Origin of the sequence: Paraburkholderia sp. RL17-347-BIC-D (assembly GCF_046027915.1) — a bacterium.
Classification (GTDB): Bacteria; Pseudomonadota; Gammaproteobacteria; order Burkholderiales; family Burkholderiaceae; genus Paraburkholderia.
In genome coordinates, this window is sequence record NZ_JARESS010000024.1 from 17,122 (window position 1) to 30,814 (window position 13,693).

The window sequence follows — 13,693 nt, forward strand, 5'->3', positions numbered from 1 at the left end:
TTGGATGCCGATGTTTATCATTCGATTGGTCGAATCAATAAGCCGCTCGATTTTCAGTGCAGGAATTTGTCGGCGGATTTGAATCTCTTTAATATTTTCGCTATTCGCGAATTTCTTGTGAAGAAATCACTGCTTTTAATTGAGCCGTCAATATCGGTTAATAATGCGAAAGAGTGCGGTGGCGCACTAAAGCTACGCAGGACGCAAAGCGTCCGAATCATGCTGGATGGGTTAGCCGAAATCGGCCAGCGCCCTTTCCTCAGGCCTTTTCCGGGTGATTTCAGGCGGACCCTTGCGTTGCGCGGTCCGGCGGGCAATATCTAAGTTTCGAGCCGGGCCATTTTGAAGCGCTTAATGTGAAGCGGTGGGCGAATTTAGCCTGTTTATTTCCGACTTTTCCGCTTCACGTAACGCGGAATCAGTACGCCGCATCACATTGACTGCGAAATTAATATATTGCGCTTGTAAAAGGGGGTTGTTAGATTTCGTTCTGGCGCATGGTGAACCGGTCCTTTGCCGATATGCGCCGAACCCCCGTTAGCCCGGCCTCGTGCCGGGCTTTTTTTTCGCCGCGCTCATCGTCGAGTCACGTCCGAGTCACTGCGGATTCACATGTGTAGTGGATCATGAAAACTTACTTCCCCTTTCCAGAGCATGAGCGCGTTAATCATTTTTCTCGGCATCTGCCCGGTTGCGCTCGGCGTGCTGATCGCCTTCTCCGCGCGCATCGATCCGCGCTCGGGACGCTGGCGCCGCCGCTAGTCCGAGCGGCGGTGCGCGGGCGTCGTCGTTATTGCTTGCAGCGAACCACCATCGACCGGTTCTTCACGTTCGCGCCGAAAATACCGCCGACCGTTCCACCCGAGGTCGCGCCGTTGTCGACGTCTTTCGACACCACGTCGTAGCCGTAGTTACCGCAGACTTCGCCCGCACGTTTGTAGCACTCGGCCCAGCTCGAGCTTGCGTCGCTGCCACTGCAGTTGATTGCAAAGCCGGTGTCGCCGTTCGGCAGGTAGGTCATGGTGGTGGTGCTGGAGCAGCCGCCGAGGCTGCCGAGTGCCAGCAGGCCGAGACCGATCGCCGCGGCCGTTGCGACGGACGCAAATGCGCTCTTCATACAAATTCCTTACAGATTGACGGAGGAAGACGTGACGCGAAGCCACGTCGTGTCCTGATTGAGCGTTTTATAACACGCCGGGTTCCCTCGGCTGCGGTTGCAGGGCGCGTGCCCGGTGACAGGCGGCGCGAGCGGCGGGAAAGCACACGGACCGCGCAGGGCGAACCGAGAGCGCCCGCTGACGGCAGCCAGTGCCCGTGCCCCAGGCCAAGCCCTAACGGGGCGGCAGCGCCCGCGACGGATCGATTGAACGGCCCTGATAGCGCAGTTCGAAGTGCAGCATCACACGGTCGGTATCCGTGTCGCCCATCTCGGCAATTTTCTCGCCGCGCGTGACCGACTGGCCTTCCTTCACCAGCAGCACGCGATTGTGGGCATAGGCGGTCAGATACTCGGCGTTGTGTTTGAGAATCAGCAGATTGCCGTAGCCGCGCAAGCCGTTGCCGGCGTACACCACCGTGCCGGGCGCCGCAGCGATGACGGGCGTGCCCGCCGCCGACGAAATATCGATGCCCTTCGAATTGCCGCCGTCAAAACGCCGGATGACCGTGCCGTCGGCCGGCCATACCAGCGAGATCGTCGAAGCCGGCGCGGCGGACGGCGCGCTATCGGCGGGCGCCGGACGCGGCGTGGCCGAAGCGCTGCCGCTTCCACTGCTGCGTACCGCGCCACTGGTCGATGCCGTGCCGCCCGGCGGCGCGACGCGCAGCACCTGGCCGACCTCGATGCTGTCCGCATTGGTCAGATTGTTCCAGCGCACGATGCTTTGCACCGATTGCCGGCTACTGCGTGCGATCTTCGACAGCGTATCGCCCCGTTCCACCCGATAAAACCCCGGCCCCACCGGCGCCGACCCGCACGCGGCGAGCAGTGCCACCAACGACGCGCAGGCGAGCCGTTTCATCATTCTTGTTGTGTTACGCATTGGACCTCGCAAAGCGCTGCCGCGCGCCGATCCCGATCACGCGGCAGGTGGATACAAAGCGCTCGATTCTAACGGTTTTGCGCTGCAACACGCGAAAAGCGGGCAACGCGGCAGGCTCGTGCGGTGCGGAATGCGACAAAGTGCAGCGAAATTTTTGGCGAAACCTCGCTCCAAATCCCGCCTCAAAGCCGACCGCGCGACTCGGTCCGCAATCCCGCAATCAACCCAGTTTGGCGACGCTGATTCGCAGCGCGGCGACTTCGGTCTGCCCCGGTTCGAGCCAGCGCAGACCCCTGCCGTTGTGAATCGCGTCCGGCAGCCCGAGCCACGGTTCGACACAGTAGAAGTCCGACTCCGCGGCTTCGGTCCACGTGGTGACGGCGTACCAGGGCACCGAGCCCGGCCGTCGCAGGTCGATCGTGACGAGCCGGTCGAGACCCGGCGCGACGAGCCGCACCGGTTGATCCGGCGTGCCGACGAGGCAATGGAAGCGGTCATGGATGCGCGCCTCGTCGAGTGTGTAGCGCGCTTCGCCCGGCTCGGCGGCGCTGATCGAACCGTCCTCCTGCTGATAGCACCGCTGCGTGCGTGGCAACTCCAGCGAGGTCTCGCCACGCTGCGTGTGCGGCAGCGTGAAATAGAAGTGATGGCCGGCGTAGTAGGGCAGCCGCGCGTTGCCGGTATTGGTGGTGGTGAATGTGACGTCGAGCGTGTGCGCATCCGCGAGGTCGTAGGCGGCCTCGAAACGGAAGCCGAACGGATAGCCGCCACGGGTCGCCTCGCTGTCGGTCAGGACCATGCGCAGGCCGGCGCCATGCACGTCCGCGTGGGCTTCGAACGGCAGGTCGCGGGCGAAGCCGTGCATCGGCAGCTCGCGCACCTTGCCCTGGGCATCACGCCAGTAGCCGATCTTGCCGTCGACACGATGCCGGCCGAGAAACGGGAACAGCAACGGATTGCCGCCGCGAATCCGCGCGGGCTGGCTCCAGTCGGCATGCTCCGGCCAATGGATGACTTCTTCGCCGTCGATCGTCCACGACATCAGACGGCCGCCGGCTTGCGGCGCGAAACGGAGCACGGAGGCATCCTGGGCGATCTCGAGAATGTCCGGTTGCGGGGAGAGGGGCATGGTCGATGGACTGATGAGTAAGAGGTTGAAGGCAGAAGCGAGGCGGCCCGGAAGCGGCGCAATCCTCGCATGCGAGCGTCGGAATTTGCCGCGCGGCGCCGCGCGAGAGAATGATTTTGCGCTGCTTTCCGCTACGGGGAAACCCTTCTCGGGAAATTGCGGGTGTCGCCGCAAGGCCATCCTTGCTGATAATTCGTCTGACTGCTCGGTAACTTCGACGACCGGGCGAGACTGCCTCAGGAGGCTGTATGGATCTCGCAATGGCAATGGCTGTGACTTTGTTCGGCATGTTCGCGGCAAGCACGGTCTACTTCTTTTACAAGCTCGAACGCTGATCCGGGCATTCGCATCGTCTTGCTCAGCTCGTCAAAGGGCATCCGGTCCCGTGGATGATTCTTCTGTCGAGCACCACGTAGTTCGCTTCACATCATTCTGCTGATCCACAGGGCGGCCATTCACGGCGGCCCGTTTCTTTTTCTGCGCCGTAACAACGGTTTCGAGTTGTGACGCAACGCACAAAATTTCCCTGAATGCGGTCCAAACGCTTGGCGCTGACATTGCAGCCAGGCATAATCGGTGCGCTTTGAGGCGGCCGTGGATTCCTTATCCGGTGCGCCTTTCCCCGACATTTTCCTTACAAGGACGCCCCGCGTGAACCTGTCGTTTCTCATTTTCCTGAGCGTGCTGCAAGGCGTCACCGAACTGTTTCCGGTGAGCAGCCTCGGCCATACGTTGCTCGTGCCCGCACTGTTCGGCATGCATATCGACAAACACGCGCCGCAATTGCTGCCGTTCCTCGTCGCGTTGCATCTCGGCACGGCGCTCGCGCTGTTGTGGTACTTCCGTAAGCGCTGGTGCGCGCTGGTGCGCGGCTTCTTCGCGTCGTTCGGCGGCCGCCGCAACGACGACGCGCACATGATGTGGGCGCTCATCATCGGCACGATTCCGGCGGGTCTGGTCGGTCTGCTGCTGGAAAAGCGGCTCGAACGGCTTTTTCACGACCTGCGGATCGTCGCGATCGCGCTGATCGTCAACGGCGTGCTGCTGTGGTTCGGTGATCGCCTGCAGCGTACGCGTGCGCATCAGGCGCCGGAGAAGCTGACTTTCGGCCAGGCGTTTTTCGTCGGTCTCGCGCAGATCGGCGCGTTGATTCCGGGTTTCTCGCGCAGCGGTCTGACGATGATCGCCGGCAATGCGGCGGGCCTGACGGCGGAGAAGTCGGCGGAGTTCTCGTTCCTGCTCGGCACGCCGATCATCTTCGCGGCCGGCGTGCTCGAGTTGCCGAAGCTGTTTCATGCGCCAGGCCAACTCGCCGACGCGTTGCTCGGCGGCGTGCTGACCGCGATCGCCGCCTATCTCAGCGTGCGTTTCCTGATGCGCTATTTCGAAGGCCGCGGACGTCTGGCTTCGTTCGGCGTGTATTGCGTGATCGCCGGCGTCGTGTTCCTCGGCTGGTTCATGCTGCATCCGCAGCCGGTGTGATTCAGTTCGCCATGTCCGCTAGCGCGTGCTGGCGGGCAGGGAACGATCGGTTATAATCCGGGCCCGGCTCAACCTGCCGGGCCCGTTTGTTTTGTGACTGGCAACGGCCGCTGTGGCGCGCGGAATGTCTGCGAGGCGCCGGAGTGGATTTCCCGTCTACGGCACGGTCAGTTAGAATTTCGGTATTCGACGAATCCTGTGGCTTGCAGGTGCACAGGTTCCAATGCCCGAAAGCGGGTTCTCATTGCGGGCGATGCACGTCGTGCGTGGTTGCATCGCCTCACTTCAATACGGCAGTAGCTCAGCTGGATAGAGCATCGGCCTTCTAAGCCGAGGGTGGGGGGTTCGAGTCCCTCCTGCCGTACTTCTCATGTTGGCGCGCGCGCTCGCCGCACCACGCGGCCAGAGTCGCGCATAGCTTGCGCCGCGCCACGTTCGCTTGTCACTCCGCCGGTTTCACTTCGATCGAGTCCACGCGGTTCGGATAGAACGCCAGATGTTGCGCGATCTCCTTCACCGCCGCATACGGCGACTCGTAAGTCCACACCGCGTTCACCGTCCGCTCGCCGCCAAGCGGAATGCTGTAGTACGCGCAATCGCCCTTGTATGGGCAGTAGGTCGCGTGATCGGTGCGCTCCAGCAGCGTCATTTCCACGTCGTTGCGCGGAATGTAATACACCTCCGGATACGATGCTTCGCGCAGCACGAGGGCCTTCTTCGAATCGGCGATCACCTTGCCGGCTACCGTCACGACCACGCGCGCCTTGGCCGGCTCGACCGTGATCGGATGATCGGGACCGGGCACCTTGATGGTTTTTTCAGTCATGTTGTCGAACTCCTGAATGAGTGGGCAAACCTGCAACGTGTTGCGGAGGATATCGAGCCGCCATCGACGAGACGATCGCGTCCTGGGTCGAAGCATACGCCGCTCGTGAAAACGCGTCGGACTCCACGGCAGCCATAAAAAAGGGCAGCCGAAGCTGCCCTGTCAAAGTCTCACCCTCAGGCGGACTGTTGCTTACCGCTTAACGTCGTCCGTCTGAAATCGAACGCCTTTCGCCCTGCGCTCATTGCTTGATGTTCAGCGCGGCCGTGAGATCGCCCATCGGCTTGCTGCCGTTGCTCACCAGCGCCGCGTCGCGCGCCGTGATGCCCGGCAGCGTCGGCAGCGAGAAGCGGTGCGTGATGAAGCGCAGGATCGACGTGGTGTCGTACTGCGTGTGATCGACGAAACCCTTCTTCGCGTACGGCGAGATGATCAGTGCCGGAATACGCGTGCCCGGACCCCAGCGGTCGGCCTTCGGCGGCGACACGTGATCCCAGAAGCCGCCGTTTTCGTCGTAGGTCACGACCACCACCATGTTGTTCCACTGCGGGCTCTTCTGCAGATGCGAGATTACGTCCGCGATGTGTTGATCGCCCGATGCCACATCGGTGTAGCCCGCGTGTTCGTTCAGGTTGCCCTGCGGCTTGTAGAACGACACTTGCGGCAGCGTGCCGTTGTCGATCGCCTTGATGAACTCCGAGCCGGCGAGACCACCGTCGAGCAAATGCTGCGAACGGTTCGCGGTGCCCGGTGCGAGGTCGGCGAAGTAGTTGAACGGCTGATGATGCGGCTGGAAGTTCGGTGCCGTCAGATTCGCGCCGTAAATCACGTTCGACGTGCCGTTTTGCGCCGCCGACACCGCCGCGCCCCACGCGCCGCTGTACCACGCCCACGACACCTTCGCGTTGTTCAGCAGATCGCCGATGTGCTGCTGCGACTGCGCCGGCAGGGTGGTCGCCTGGGTCGGATCGGCGAAGTTCGCGTCGCCGCCGGTCGCCGGCTTGTTGCCGCTCGGTTGATACGGCGGCTGCATCGTGTTGATCGCGAAGAAGTCAGGCGTGAGGTTGCCCGAGTTCACGTATTTGGGCGGACCGCTCAACGCCGAAGCGGGCGAGTTGGACGCGAGCTTCAGCGTGACGCCGTCGCTTTCCACCGACGAGATCGAGCTGGCCGCCACGCTCTTGTCCGCGTTCGGATAGGTCGGCGTGCACGCGCAGATCAGCCACTGGTGGTTCAGGAACGAACCGCCGAACGCGCCCATGAAAAAGTTGTCGGCGAGCGTGTACTGCTGGGCGATTTTCCACAGCGGCAGCTTGTCGGCGTTGAGCGTGTAGTGGCCCATCACGAGGCCGCCCGAATCCGCCCACGCGGCGAACTTGTCGTTCTTGCCGCCGTTGATCTGCATCTGGTTCTCGTAGAAGCGGTGATACAGGTCACGCGTCGTCGCCGTGATCGGCGTGTTGAAACCCTTCGGGTCGTCGATGGCGAACGGGCTGTTCGGCAGGTTTGCCGTCATGGCCTGCGTGACCACCGGCGTGACGCCGGTTTGCGTCAGGCCGTTCCACACCTGCGGCAGCGTCGCGAGCGTCGTGCCGTTGCGGTCCACCTGCGTGGCGCTCGCCGCCGTCACGTTCTGCAAACCGTTGGCGCCCGGAAAGTTGCCGTACAGGTTGTCGAAGCTGCGGTTTTCCGCGTAGATCACCACGACATTCTTGATCGAGGTGATGTCCGGTTCGTTGACTTTGTCACCGCCGCACGCATACAGGCTCAACGCTGCTGCGATCGCGATAGGCGTCGCGCAGATCAGTTTCTTGTTCATTTGATGTGGTTTCTCTCTCTCGCGTTGGGGACGGGTCACCTGCACTCCTTACACGGATGACCGCGGGCGAAAGTTTGGCAAGGCAATTTGACAGAAAGATGTAATTAATTACGAATTGCTTCTGATATGAAAATACCGTCGGCTGTATGTCATTTAAAAGACATGGGAATGAAATACGCTCGCGGACTTCACTATCGCAAACTCACATCTTTCTTATGCGGCCAGGTCTGACGGGGATTCGGAAAATAATGGCTCGGGTCGAGGCGCGGCGTGGCGCCGGTCTCGCGACGATGCGCGTGCGGCAAGCGACGGCGTTCGCGCTGACAGCCATGACCTTGATGCTTGCCGCGTGCGATGCGGGTGCGCCGGGGACGGCTGCCGTCGCGAGTGGCGCGGCGAGCACGGTCGCGGGCGGTTCGGCTTCGTCCGCGCCGGTGGCGGCGTCGGCCGTGCAGGTGGCCGCCCATGAAGCGGGGCAGTCCCGTGCGCAAGTCTACGAATCCGTGCGGCAGATGACGGCGCTCGGCAAGCAGTTATTTTTCGACGCGTCGCTCTCCGGCTCGGGCAAGCTCGCTTGCGCGTCGTGCCACAGTCCGGACCATGGGTTTTCGCCGGCCAATGCGTTGTCGGTGCAACTCGGCGGCAACGACATGCACCGCACCGGTATGCGCGCCGCGCCGACGCTGAAGTATCTGCAATCGGTGCCCGCATTCGCCGAGCACTACCACGAGTCGGACGACGAAGGCGACGAAAGCGTTGATGCCGGCCCGACCGGCGGCTTGACCTGGGATGGCCGCGTCGACCGCGGTGGCGACCAGGCGCGCATTCCGCTGCTGTCGTCGTTTGAAATGGGCAGCACGCCGGCCAAAGTCACTGCGGCGCTCAAGGCTGCGCCCTACGCCGACGCTTTCCGCGCGGCCTTCGGCGCACATATTTTCGATAGCGACGACGCCACCTTCAAAGCCGTGTTGCAAGCGCTCGAAACCTTCGAGCAGACGCCGGAAACTTTCTATCCGTACACCAGCAAGTACGACGCCTATCTGGCGGGTAAGGCTCAGTTGACGCAAGCCGAACTGCGCGGCCTGCAACTGTTCAACGACGAGAAAAAAGGCAATTGCGCGAGCTGCCACATCAGCCAGCGCACCATGGACGGTGCGCCGCCGCAGTTCAGCGATTTCGGTCTGATCGCGATCGGCGTGCCGCGCAATCGCGCGCTGTCGGTGAATCGCGATCCGCATTTCTATGACCTCGGCGCCTGCGGCCCGGAGCGCACCGATCTGAAGGGTCGCGCCGAGTTTTGCGGCATCTTCCGCACGCCGACGCTGCGCAATGTGGCGCTGAAGAAGAGCTTCTTCCACAACGGCATCTATCATTCGCTCGATCAGGTGGTGCGCTTCTATGCCGAGCGCGACACGAACCCGGAGAAGTTCTATCCGGTCGCGAAAGGCAAAGTGCGGAAGTTCGACGATCTGCCCCAGCAGTACTGGGCCAATCTGAATACTGATCCACCATTCGATCGCAAGCCAGGTGACAAGCCGGCGCTCGACGAGGCTGACATCAAGGACGTCGTCGCGTTTTTGAATACGCTGACAGACGGGTACAAGGCGGGAAGCGGGGCGGCCGACTCAGTGGCCGCGAAGTGAGGAAGGTGACGCGATGGCTGCTGGCGTAGCCGGCCGCTCAGACCAGGATTAGTTGCCGACGCTCGCCAGCATGTAATAGCAGCCGACGACCAGCATGGCGAAGGACAGCAACAGGCAGGCGACGCCAACGCGCGTCAGCAGATTCGGCCAGCGAGCGCGAGGCAACGCGTCCATCCGCACGACGCGCCGCGCGAGTCCGGGATCGCGTCTGATCGCAACCGGTACGAGCGCGACACACAGCAGCGCAAGTGCGATAGCAAAAGTTTTGAGGGCGGAGAGGGTGTGCATGGCAGAGCATCTTCAGATTCTGATTGGCGCGGATACGCAATCAATCAATCTTAAGAAGTCGTCCTACTGCTAGGAATGGGAGCTGTCCTAAAATTAGCGGCGCTCGTTGTGTCCGGTGGCGCGTGATTCAAGCAATAGATCGCGCCGCATATTCCGCTGGCGGCCGCCCTGTTCGGCTGAGAGCCCGGCAGTTTCTCGCGGTCCCTTCGAGGGGGACATGCTATGCTTTTGGGGTCCAGATCACGATGCGCCCCGCGCGCTCGAGACCGCCGAACACTTTCGAGGAGAACCCTTCATGTCGATGCGAACCCGTGTCCTGTCTCAACTGACTGCCGGTAGCCTGTTGCTGGGTGCTGCGATCGGCGCGCAAGCTGCGAATCTTGGTTTTCTGAACGACACGCCGATCAGCTACATGAAGCAACGCGACATCGACTCCGTCAAGAAGGCGGTCTTCTCCGCACTGAACGACAAGCAGGACGGCGAAACCATGAACTGGGTCAACGAAGGCACGGGCAACAGCGTGAAGATCGACGCCGCGATCACGATGGCCAGCACGGCCAAGGACGGCGACCGCACCTGCCGCGACGTCGGCGTCGTGCTGAGCGCCAAAGGGCAATCGATGAACCTGCGCCCGCAGTTCTGCAAGCACGGCAGCGGCAACTGGCAATTGCAGAAAAAGCACTGAGCATGCGGGCCTTGATGGCGGCGCGCGCCGGTTGGCAGCCGGCGCGGCTCGAAGCCATGCATGTGCGTGTCGATGGATCGTTGCGTTCGCTTGAAATGGTGTGGCAATGAGCACACGGATTGTCTCGTGCGGTATCGTCTTGCTCGACCCGGACGGCCGCGTGCTGCTCGCGCACGCTACTGAAACGTCGCACTGGGATATTCCCAAAGGACATGGCGAAGAAGGCGAGGCGCCGCACGTCACGGCGCTGCGCGAGATGGTCGAGGAGACCGGTATCGCCATCGAGCCCGAGCGTCTGAAAGACCTCGGCCTATTCGTCTATCGGCGCGACAAGGACCTGCATCTGTTCGGCGCGCGTGCCACCGTCGACGAACTCGATCTGAGCGTGTGCACCTGCACGTCGCTCTTTCCGCGCCGCTCCGACGGCACGCTGATTCCCGAAATGGATGCCTACCGCTGGGCCGCGCCTGACGAAGTGGACAAGTATGCGAGCCGCAGTCTCACGCGGCTCTTTCAGACCACGCTGTCGCTCGCGGAATTGCATCGGTCGTTATAGCGGCGAGGCCAGCACTGCGTTCGCCGCCCGAGGCTTCAGTCGAGTGCGCGGTCGTTCGGATGCGCGAACAAAGCGCGGTTCTGCTCCGACAGCGGATAGTTCAGATTGATGCCGTGCGGCGGAATAGGTTGCGTGAACCACTGCTTGTACAGACGCTCCGCTTCGCCGGAAGTCTGGCTGCGCGTGATCACGCCATTGACGAGTGTGCGGAACGGTTCATCGCCTTTGCGGAACATGCACGCGTAGACTTCATAGCCAAGCGGCGTGCCGGTCACGACGAAATCGTCGGGACGCGGATCGGTCGATTTGAAACCGTACACGATCGGCTCGTCCATCACGAAGGCCACGGCGTGGTCGTCCTTGAGCGCGGAAAATGCCTCGGAATGATCGCGCGCGCTGGTGATGCGCATGTTCAGGTGCTTGTCGGTGTTCAGGCGGCGCAGCAGGCGTTCATCCGAGGTGCCCGCGGTCGTCACGACCGCTTTGCCGGCCAGGTCGGAAAAATCCGTGATGCCGCTGTTCTTGCGCGCGATCATGCGCACGGCGTACTGGAAAAAACTGTTCGAGAACGCGGCCACGTTTTCGCGTTCCACTGTGTGTGTGGTCGAGCCGCATTCCAGATCGATCTGATTGTTCAACAGCATCGGCGTACGGTTCGACGAGGTCACGGTGATCTCGTGCACCTTCAGTTGCGGCATGCCCAACGTCTTCTTGATCTCGTCGACGATCTGCAGTGCGATGGTCTGCGAATAGCCGACCGTGCCTTTGCCGTCGAAGTAGGAGAAAGGAATCGACGCTTCACGCACGCCGAGCACGACCACGCCGTCGTCGTGAATTTTTTTCAGCGTGCCGGTGAGTTCATCCGTTTGAGCGGAGCAGGCGAGCGACGCCGCGCCGAACGTGGTCAGCGCCATGAGCGCGCAGCGCGCGCCCTGAACGAAACGCGCCGCGCGCGCCGTGCTTCCCGTTGTGCGCCGGGTACTCGCCCTGCGGCGGGCTGCAACTTTCATCGGACCTCCCGGACTGGCGTTGGCGGATGCCGCGCCGTCGCTGTCGATGGAACATGATGCGACAAAACGGCGTGCATCTTTCTATCAAGACGCACGCCATATCCAACTTCAGATGCGCTGCAAGAGGGTGCGTTCCAGCTTACGCCGGCTTGCCCCAACTGTCGCGCAGACTGACGATGCGATTGAATACGGGCTTACCCGGCTTGGAATCGACTCGGTCGGCGACGAAATAGCCATGACGCTCGAACTGATAGCGTTGCTCCGGCAGCGCTTCGCGCGCGCCCGGTTCCAGGTAGGCGTTGACCACGCGCTTCGAATCCGGATTCAGCGCTTCAAGGAAATCGCGGCCGCCGGCGTCCGGCTGCGGTTCCTTGAACAGGCGGTCGTAGATACGCACTTCGGCCGGGCACGCGGCTGCCGCGCTGACCCAGTGGATGTTGCCCTTGACCTTGTAGCTGTTCGCGCCTTCGGTGCCTGATTTGCTGTCCGGGAAGTAGTTGCAATGGACCGCGACGATGTTGCCGTTCTCGTCCTTGTCCGCGCCGACGCATTCGATCACGTAGCCGTAGCGCAGACGTACCTTGTTGCCCGGGAACAGGCGGAAGTAGCCCTTCGGCGGCGTTTCGTTGTAGTCGTCGCGTTCGATCCACAGTTCGCGCGAAATCGGAAACTCGCGCATGCCCATTTCCGGGTGATGCGGATGGACCGGCGCATTGCATGGCTCGGTCACGCCTTCGGGGAAGTTGTCGATGATCAGCTTCACCGGATCGAGCACCGCGGCCGTGCGCGGCGACTTGTCGTCCAGATCGTCGCGCAGCGCGCCTTCGAACACGCTCATGTCGATCCACGAATCGACCTTGGTCACGCCGATGCGCTCGCAGAACAGCTGGATCGCTTCCGGCGTGAAGCCGCGCCGGCGCACGCCGACAATGGTCGGCATACGCGGATCGTCCCAGCCGTCCACATGGCCTTCGGTCACGAGTTGCAGCAGCTTGCGCTTGCTGGTGATCGCGTAGGTCAGGTTCAGGCGCGAAAATTCGATTTGTTGCGGCAGCGGGCGCGTAAAAATGCCGGCCTCGGCGAGTTCGTTCAGGATCCAGTCATACAGCGGACGATGGTCCTCGAACTCCAGCGTGCACAGCGAATGCGTGATGTTTTCCAACGCGTCCGAGATGCAGTGCGTGTAGTCGTACATCGGGTACACGCACCATTTGTCGCCGGTGCGGTAGTGATGCGCGAAGCGAATCCGGTAGATCACCGGATCGCGCATATTAAAGTTCGGCGACGACATGTCGATCTTCGCGCGCAGCACGTGCTCGCCTTCCTGGAACTCGCCGGCCTTCATGCGGCGAAACAGGTCGAGATTCTCCTGCACCGAACGCTCGCGGAAGGGCGACGGCGTGCCGACTTCCGTGGCCGAGCCGCGGTTCGCGCGCATTTCTTCTGCCGACTGGCTGTCCACGTAGGCCTTGCCGCGTTCGATCAGCAGTTCGGCGAATTCGTACAGCTTGTCGTAGTAGTCGCTCGCGTAGTAGAGCTCTTCCTTGCCGCCTTTTTCCCACTCGAAGCCGAGCCAGCGCACGGCGTCGATGATCGAGTCGACGTATTCGACGCTTTCCTTTTCCGGATTGGTATCGTCAAAGCGCAGATGGCACACGCCGCCGTAGCTGCGCGCCACGCCGAAGTTCAGGCAGATGCTCTTGGCGTGACCGATATGCAGATAGCCGTTCGGCTCGGGCGGAAAGCGCGTTTCGACACGCTGCCCCCACTTGCCGGTGCGGTTGTCGTCGTCAATGATGTTGCGGATGAAATTGGATGCCGCTGGCGCGTCGTTGCGTTCGGTATTCATGCGAGAAGGTGAAAGTCTGTCGGGGGCGCGCAATGCGTCCACTTATCCGACAATTCTACCTGACGAGTCCCGTCGCAGCAGGCGAGTGCGGCGTGCAGCCAACGTTTGAGCGGTTTTGGCGGCAATTCAGGGGGCAGGCCGGCGCTGTAACAGGAGGTAAAACGTTTTGTTCGCGCGCCCGCCGCCGCCTTAGGATGCCAGCGGCGCGGGTTCGTCCGCGAGGGCCGCATGGTAGGTCCGCGTGGGTTTTCCGGACGCCGCAATAGGCGTTGTGCGCCCGCGTTCAGGCCGCATCGCGCAGCATCAGGCCGCTTTTCTCGCAACCTGAGCGCGCGGGCGGGAAATCACCGCGTATAGCAAGGCG

General features: G+C 62.1%; 13 protein-coding genes and 1 tRNA gene. 6 read left to right on the forward strand and 8 right to left on the reverse strand.

What is annotated here, in order from left to right:
• Nucleotides 1-324, forward strand: coding sequence for a hypothetical protein (locus tag P0D96_RS27810; protein WP_408180651.1), 324 nt, complete (start codon nt 1-3; stop codon nt 322-324).
• A 466-nt stretch (nt 325-790) separates the two neighbouring features.
• Here the strand turns inward: P0D96_RS27810 and P0D96_RS27815 are convergent, their stop codons facing one another.
• From P0D96_RS27815 to P0D96_RS27825, 3 genes are all read right to left on the reverse strand, one after another.
• Nucleotides 791-1,117 (reverse strand): hypothetical protein, encoded by a 327-nt coding sequence (locus P0D96_RS27815; protein ID WP_132373627.1) that lies wholly within the window; start codon nt 1,115-1,117, stop codon nt 791-793.
• Nucleotides 1,118-1,331: 214 nt separating this feature from the next.
• Complete coding sequence (locus P0D96_RS27820) at nt 1,332-2,042, reverse strand: peptidoglycan DD-metalloendopeptidase family protein (RefSeq protein WP_132373628.1); 711 nt, start codon at nt 2,040-2,042, stop codon at nt 1,332-1,334.
• 220 nt (nt 2,043-2,262) lie between these two features.
• Nucleotides 2,263-3,171 (reverse strand): aldose epimerase family protein, encoded by a 909-nt coding sequence (locus P0D96_RS27825; RefSeq protein WP_408316646.1) that lies wholly within the window; start codon nt 3,169-3,171, stop codon nt 2,263-2,265.
• Nucleotides 3,172-3,822: 651 nt separating this feature from the next.
• Between P0D96_RS27825 and P0D96_RS27830 the strand changes: the two genes are divergently transcribed.
• A complete protein-coding gene (locus P0D96_RS27830) occupies nt 3,823-4,653 on the forward strand; it encodes an undecaprenyl-diphosphate phosphatase (RefSeq protein ID WP_408180648.1) in 831 nt (276 codons plus the stop codon).
• Between the two features lie 290 nt (nt 4,654-4,943).
• Nucleotides 4,944-5,017 (forward strand) — tRNA-Arg (locus tag P0D96_RS27835).
• A 78-nt stretch (nt 5,018-5,095) separates the two neighbouring features.
• Here P0D96_RS27835 and P0D96_RS27840 read toward each other — a convergent pair.
• A complete protein-coding gene (locus tag P0D96_RS27840) occupies nt 5,096-5,479 on the reverse strand; it encodes a DUF427 domain-containing protein (RefSeq protein ID WP_132373644.1) in 384 nt (127 codons plus the stop codon).
• 241 nt (nt 5,480-5,720) lie between these two features.
• Nucleotides 5,721-7,298 carry an acid phosphatase gene (locus P0D96_RS27845; RefSeq protein WP_408316649.1) on the reverse strand — a complete coding sequence of 526 codons (1,578 nt, stop codon included), beginning with the start codon at nt 7,296-7,298 and terminating at the stop codon, nt 5,721-5,723.
• Nucleotides 7,299-7,546: 248 nt separating this feature from the next.
• Between P0D96_RS27845 and P0D96_RS27850 the strand changes: the two genes are divergently transcribed.
• Nucleotides 7,547-8,941, forward strand: a complete 1,395-nt coding sequence (locus P0D96_RS27850) for a cytochrome-c peroxidase (protein ID WP_408316651.1) — start codon at nt 7,547-7,549, stop codon at nt 8,939-8,941.
• A gap of 48 nt (nt 8,942-8,989) precedes the next feature.
• Here the strand turns inward: P0D96_RS27850 and P0D96_RS27855 are convergent, their stop codons facing one another.
• Nucleotides 8,990-9,229 (reverse strand): hypothetical protein, encoded by a 240-nt coding sequence (locus tag P0D96_RS27855; protein WP_408291134.1) that lies wholly within the window; start codon nt 9,227-9,229, stop codon nt 8,990-8,992.
• Nucleotides 9,230-9,524: 295 nt separating this feature from the next.
• Between P0D96_RS27855 and P0D96_RS27860 the strand changes: the two genes are divergently transcribed.
• Together P0D96_RS27860 and P0D96_RS27865 are read left to right on the forward strand one after the other, a co-directional pair.
• The gene (locus tag P0D96_RS27860; protein WP_408180645.1) at nt 9,525-9,914 is read left to right on the forward strand and encodes an RT0821/Lpp0805 family surface protein; all 390 of its coding nucleotides are present in this window, start codon (nt 9,525-9,527) and stop codon (nt 9,912-9,914) included.
• 106 nt (nt 9,915-10,020) lie between these two features.
• Entirely contained in the window at nt 10,021-10,470 is a 450-nt protein-coding gene (locus P0D96_RS27865) for an NUDIX hydrolase (protein ID WP_408316653.1), read from the forward strand.
• Between the two features lie 35 nt (nt 10,471-10,505).
• On the opposite strand, the gene P0D96_RS27870 is transcribed toward P0D96_RS27865, so the two are convergent.
• On the reverse strand, nt 10,506-11,480 hold the full coding sequence (locus P0D96_RS27870; RefSeq protein ID WP_408180643.1) for a transporter substrate-binding domain-containing protein: 975 nt from the start codon (nt 11,478-11,480) through the stop codon (nt 10,506-10,508).
• Nucleotides 11,481-11,619: 139 nt separating this feature from the next.
• Nucleotides 11,620-13,329: a glutamine--tRNA ligase/YqeY domain fusion protein gene (locus P0D96_RS27875; protein ID WP_408316655.1), complete on the reverse strand. Its 1,710-nt coding sequence runs from the start codon at nt 13,327-13,329 to the stop codon at nt 11,620-11,622.
• Nucleotides 13,330-13,693: the final 364 nt, after the last annotated feature.

Excerpts from the sequence above, each read along its gene's own strand:
- P0D96_RS27870 (WP_408180643.1), bottom strand. The coding sequence starts at position 11,480 with ATGAAAGTTGCAGCCCGCCGCAGGGCGAGTACCCGGCGCACAACGGGA.
- P0D96_RS27865 (WP_408316653.1), top strand. The coding sequence starts at position 10,021 with ATGAGCACACGGATTGTCTCGTGCGGTATCGTCTTGCTCGACCCGGAC.
- P0D96_RS27855 (WP_408291134.1), bottom strand. The coding sequence starts at position 9,229 with ATGCACACCCTCTCCGCCCTCAAAACTTTTGCTATCGCACTTGCGCTG.
- P0D96_RS27875 (WP_408316655.1), bottom strand. The coding sequence starts at position 13,329 with ATGAATACCGAACGCAACGACGCGCCAGCGGCATCCAATTTCATCCGC.
- P0D96_RS27825 (WP_408316646.1), bottom strand. The coding sequence starts at position 3,171 with ATGCCCCTCTCCCCGCAACCGGACATTCTCGAGATCGCCCAGGATGCC.
- P0D96_RS27860 (WP_408180645.1), top strand. The coding sequence starts at position 9,525 with ATGTCGATGCGAACCCGTGTCCTGTCTCAACTGACTGCCGGTAGCCTG.
- P0D96_RS27845 (WP_408316649.1), bottom strand. The coding sequence starts at position 7,298 with ATGAACAAGAAACTGATCTGCGCGACGCCTATCGCGATCGCAGCAGCG.
- P0D96_RS27850 (WP_408316651.1), top strand. The coding sequence starts at position 7,547 with ATGGCTCGGGTCGAGGCGCGGCGTGGCGCCGGTCTCGCGACGATGCGC.
- P0D96_RS27820 (WP_132373628.1), bottom strand. The coding sequence starts at position 2,042 with ATGCGTAACACAACAAGAATGATGAAACGGCTCGCCTGCGCGTCGTTG.
- P0D96_RS27840 (WP_132373644.1), bottom strand. The coding sequence starts at position 5,479 with ATGACTGAAAAAACCATCAAGGTGCCCGGTCCCGATCATCCGATCACG.
- P0D96_RS27815 (WP_132373627.1), bottom strand. The coding sequence starts at position 1,117 with ATGAAGAGCGCATTTGCGTCCGTCGCAACGGCCGCGGCGATCGGTCTC.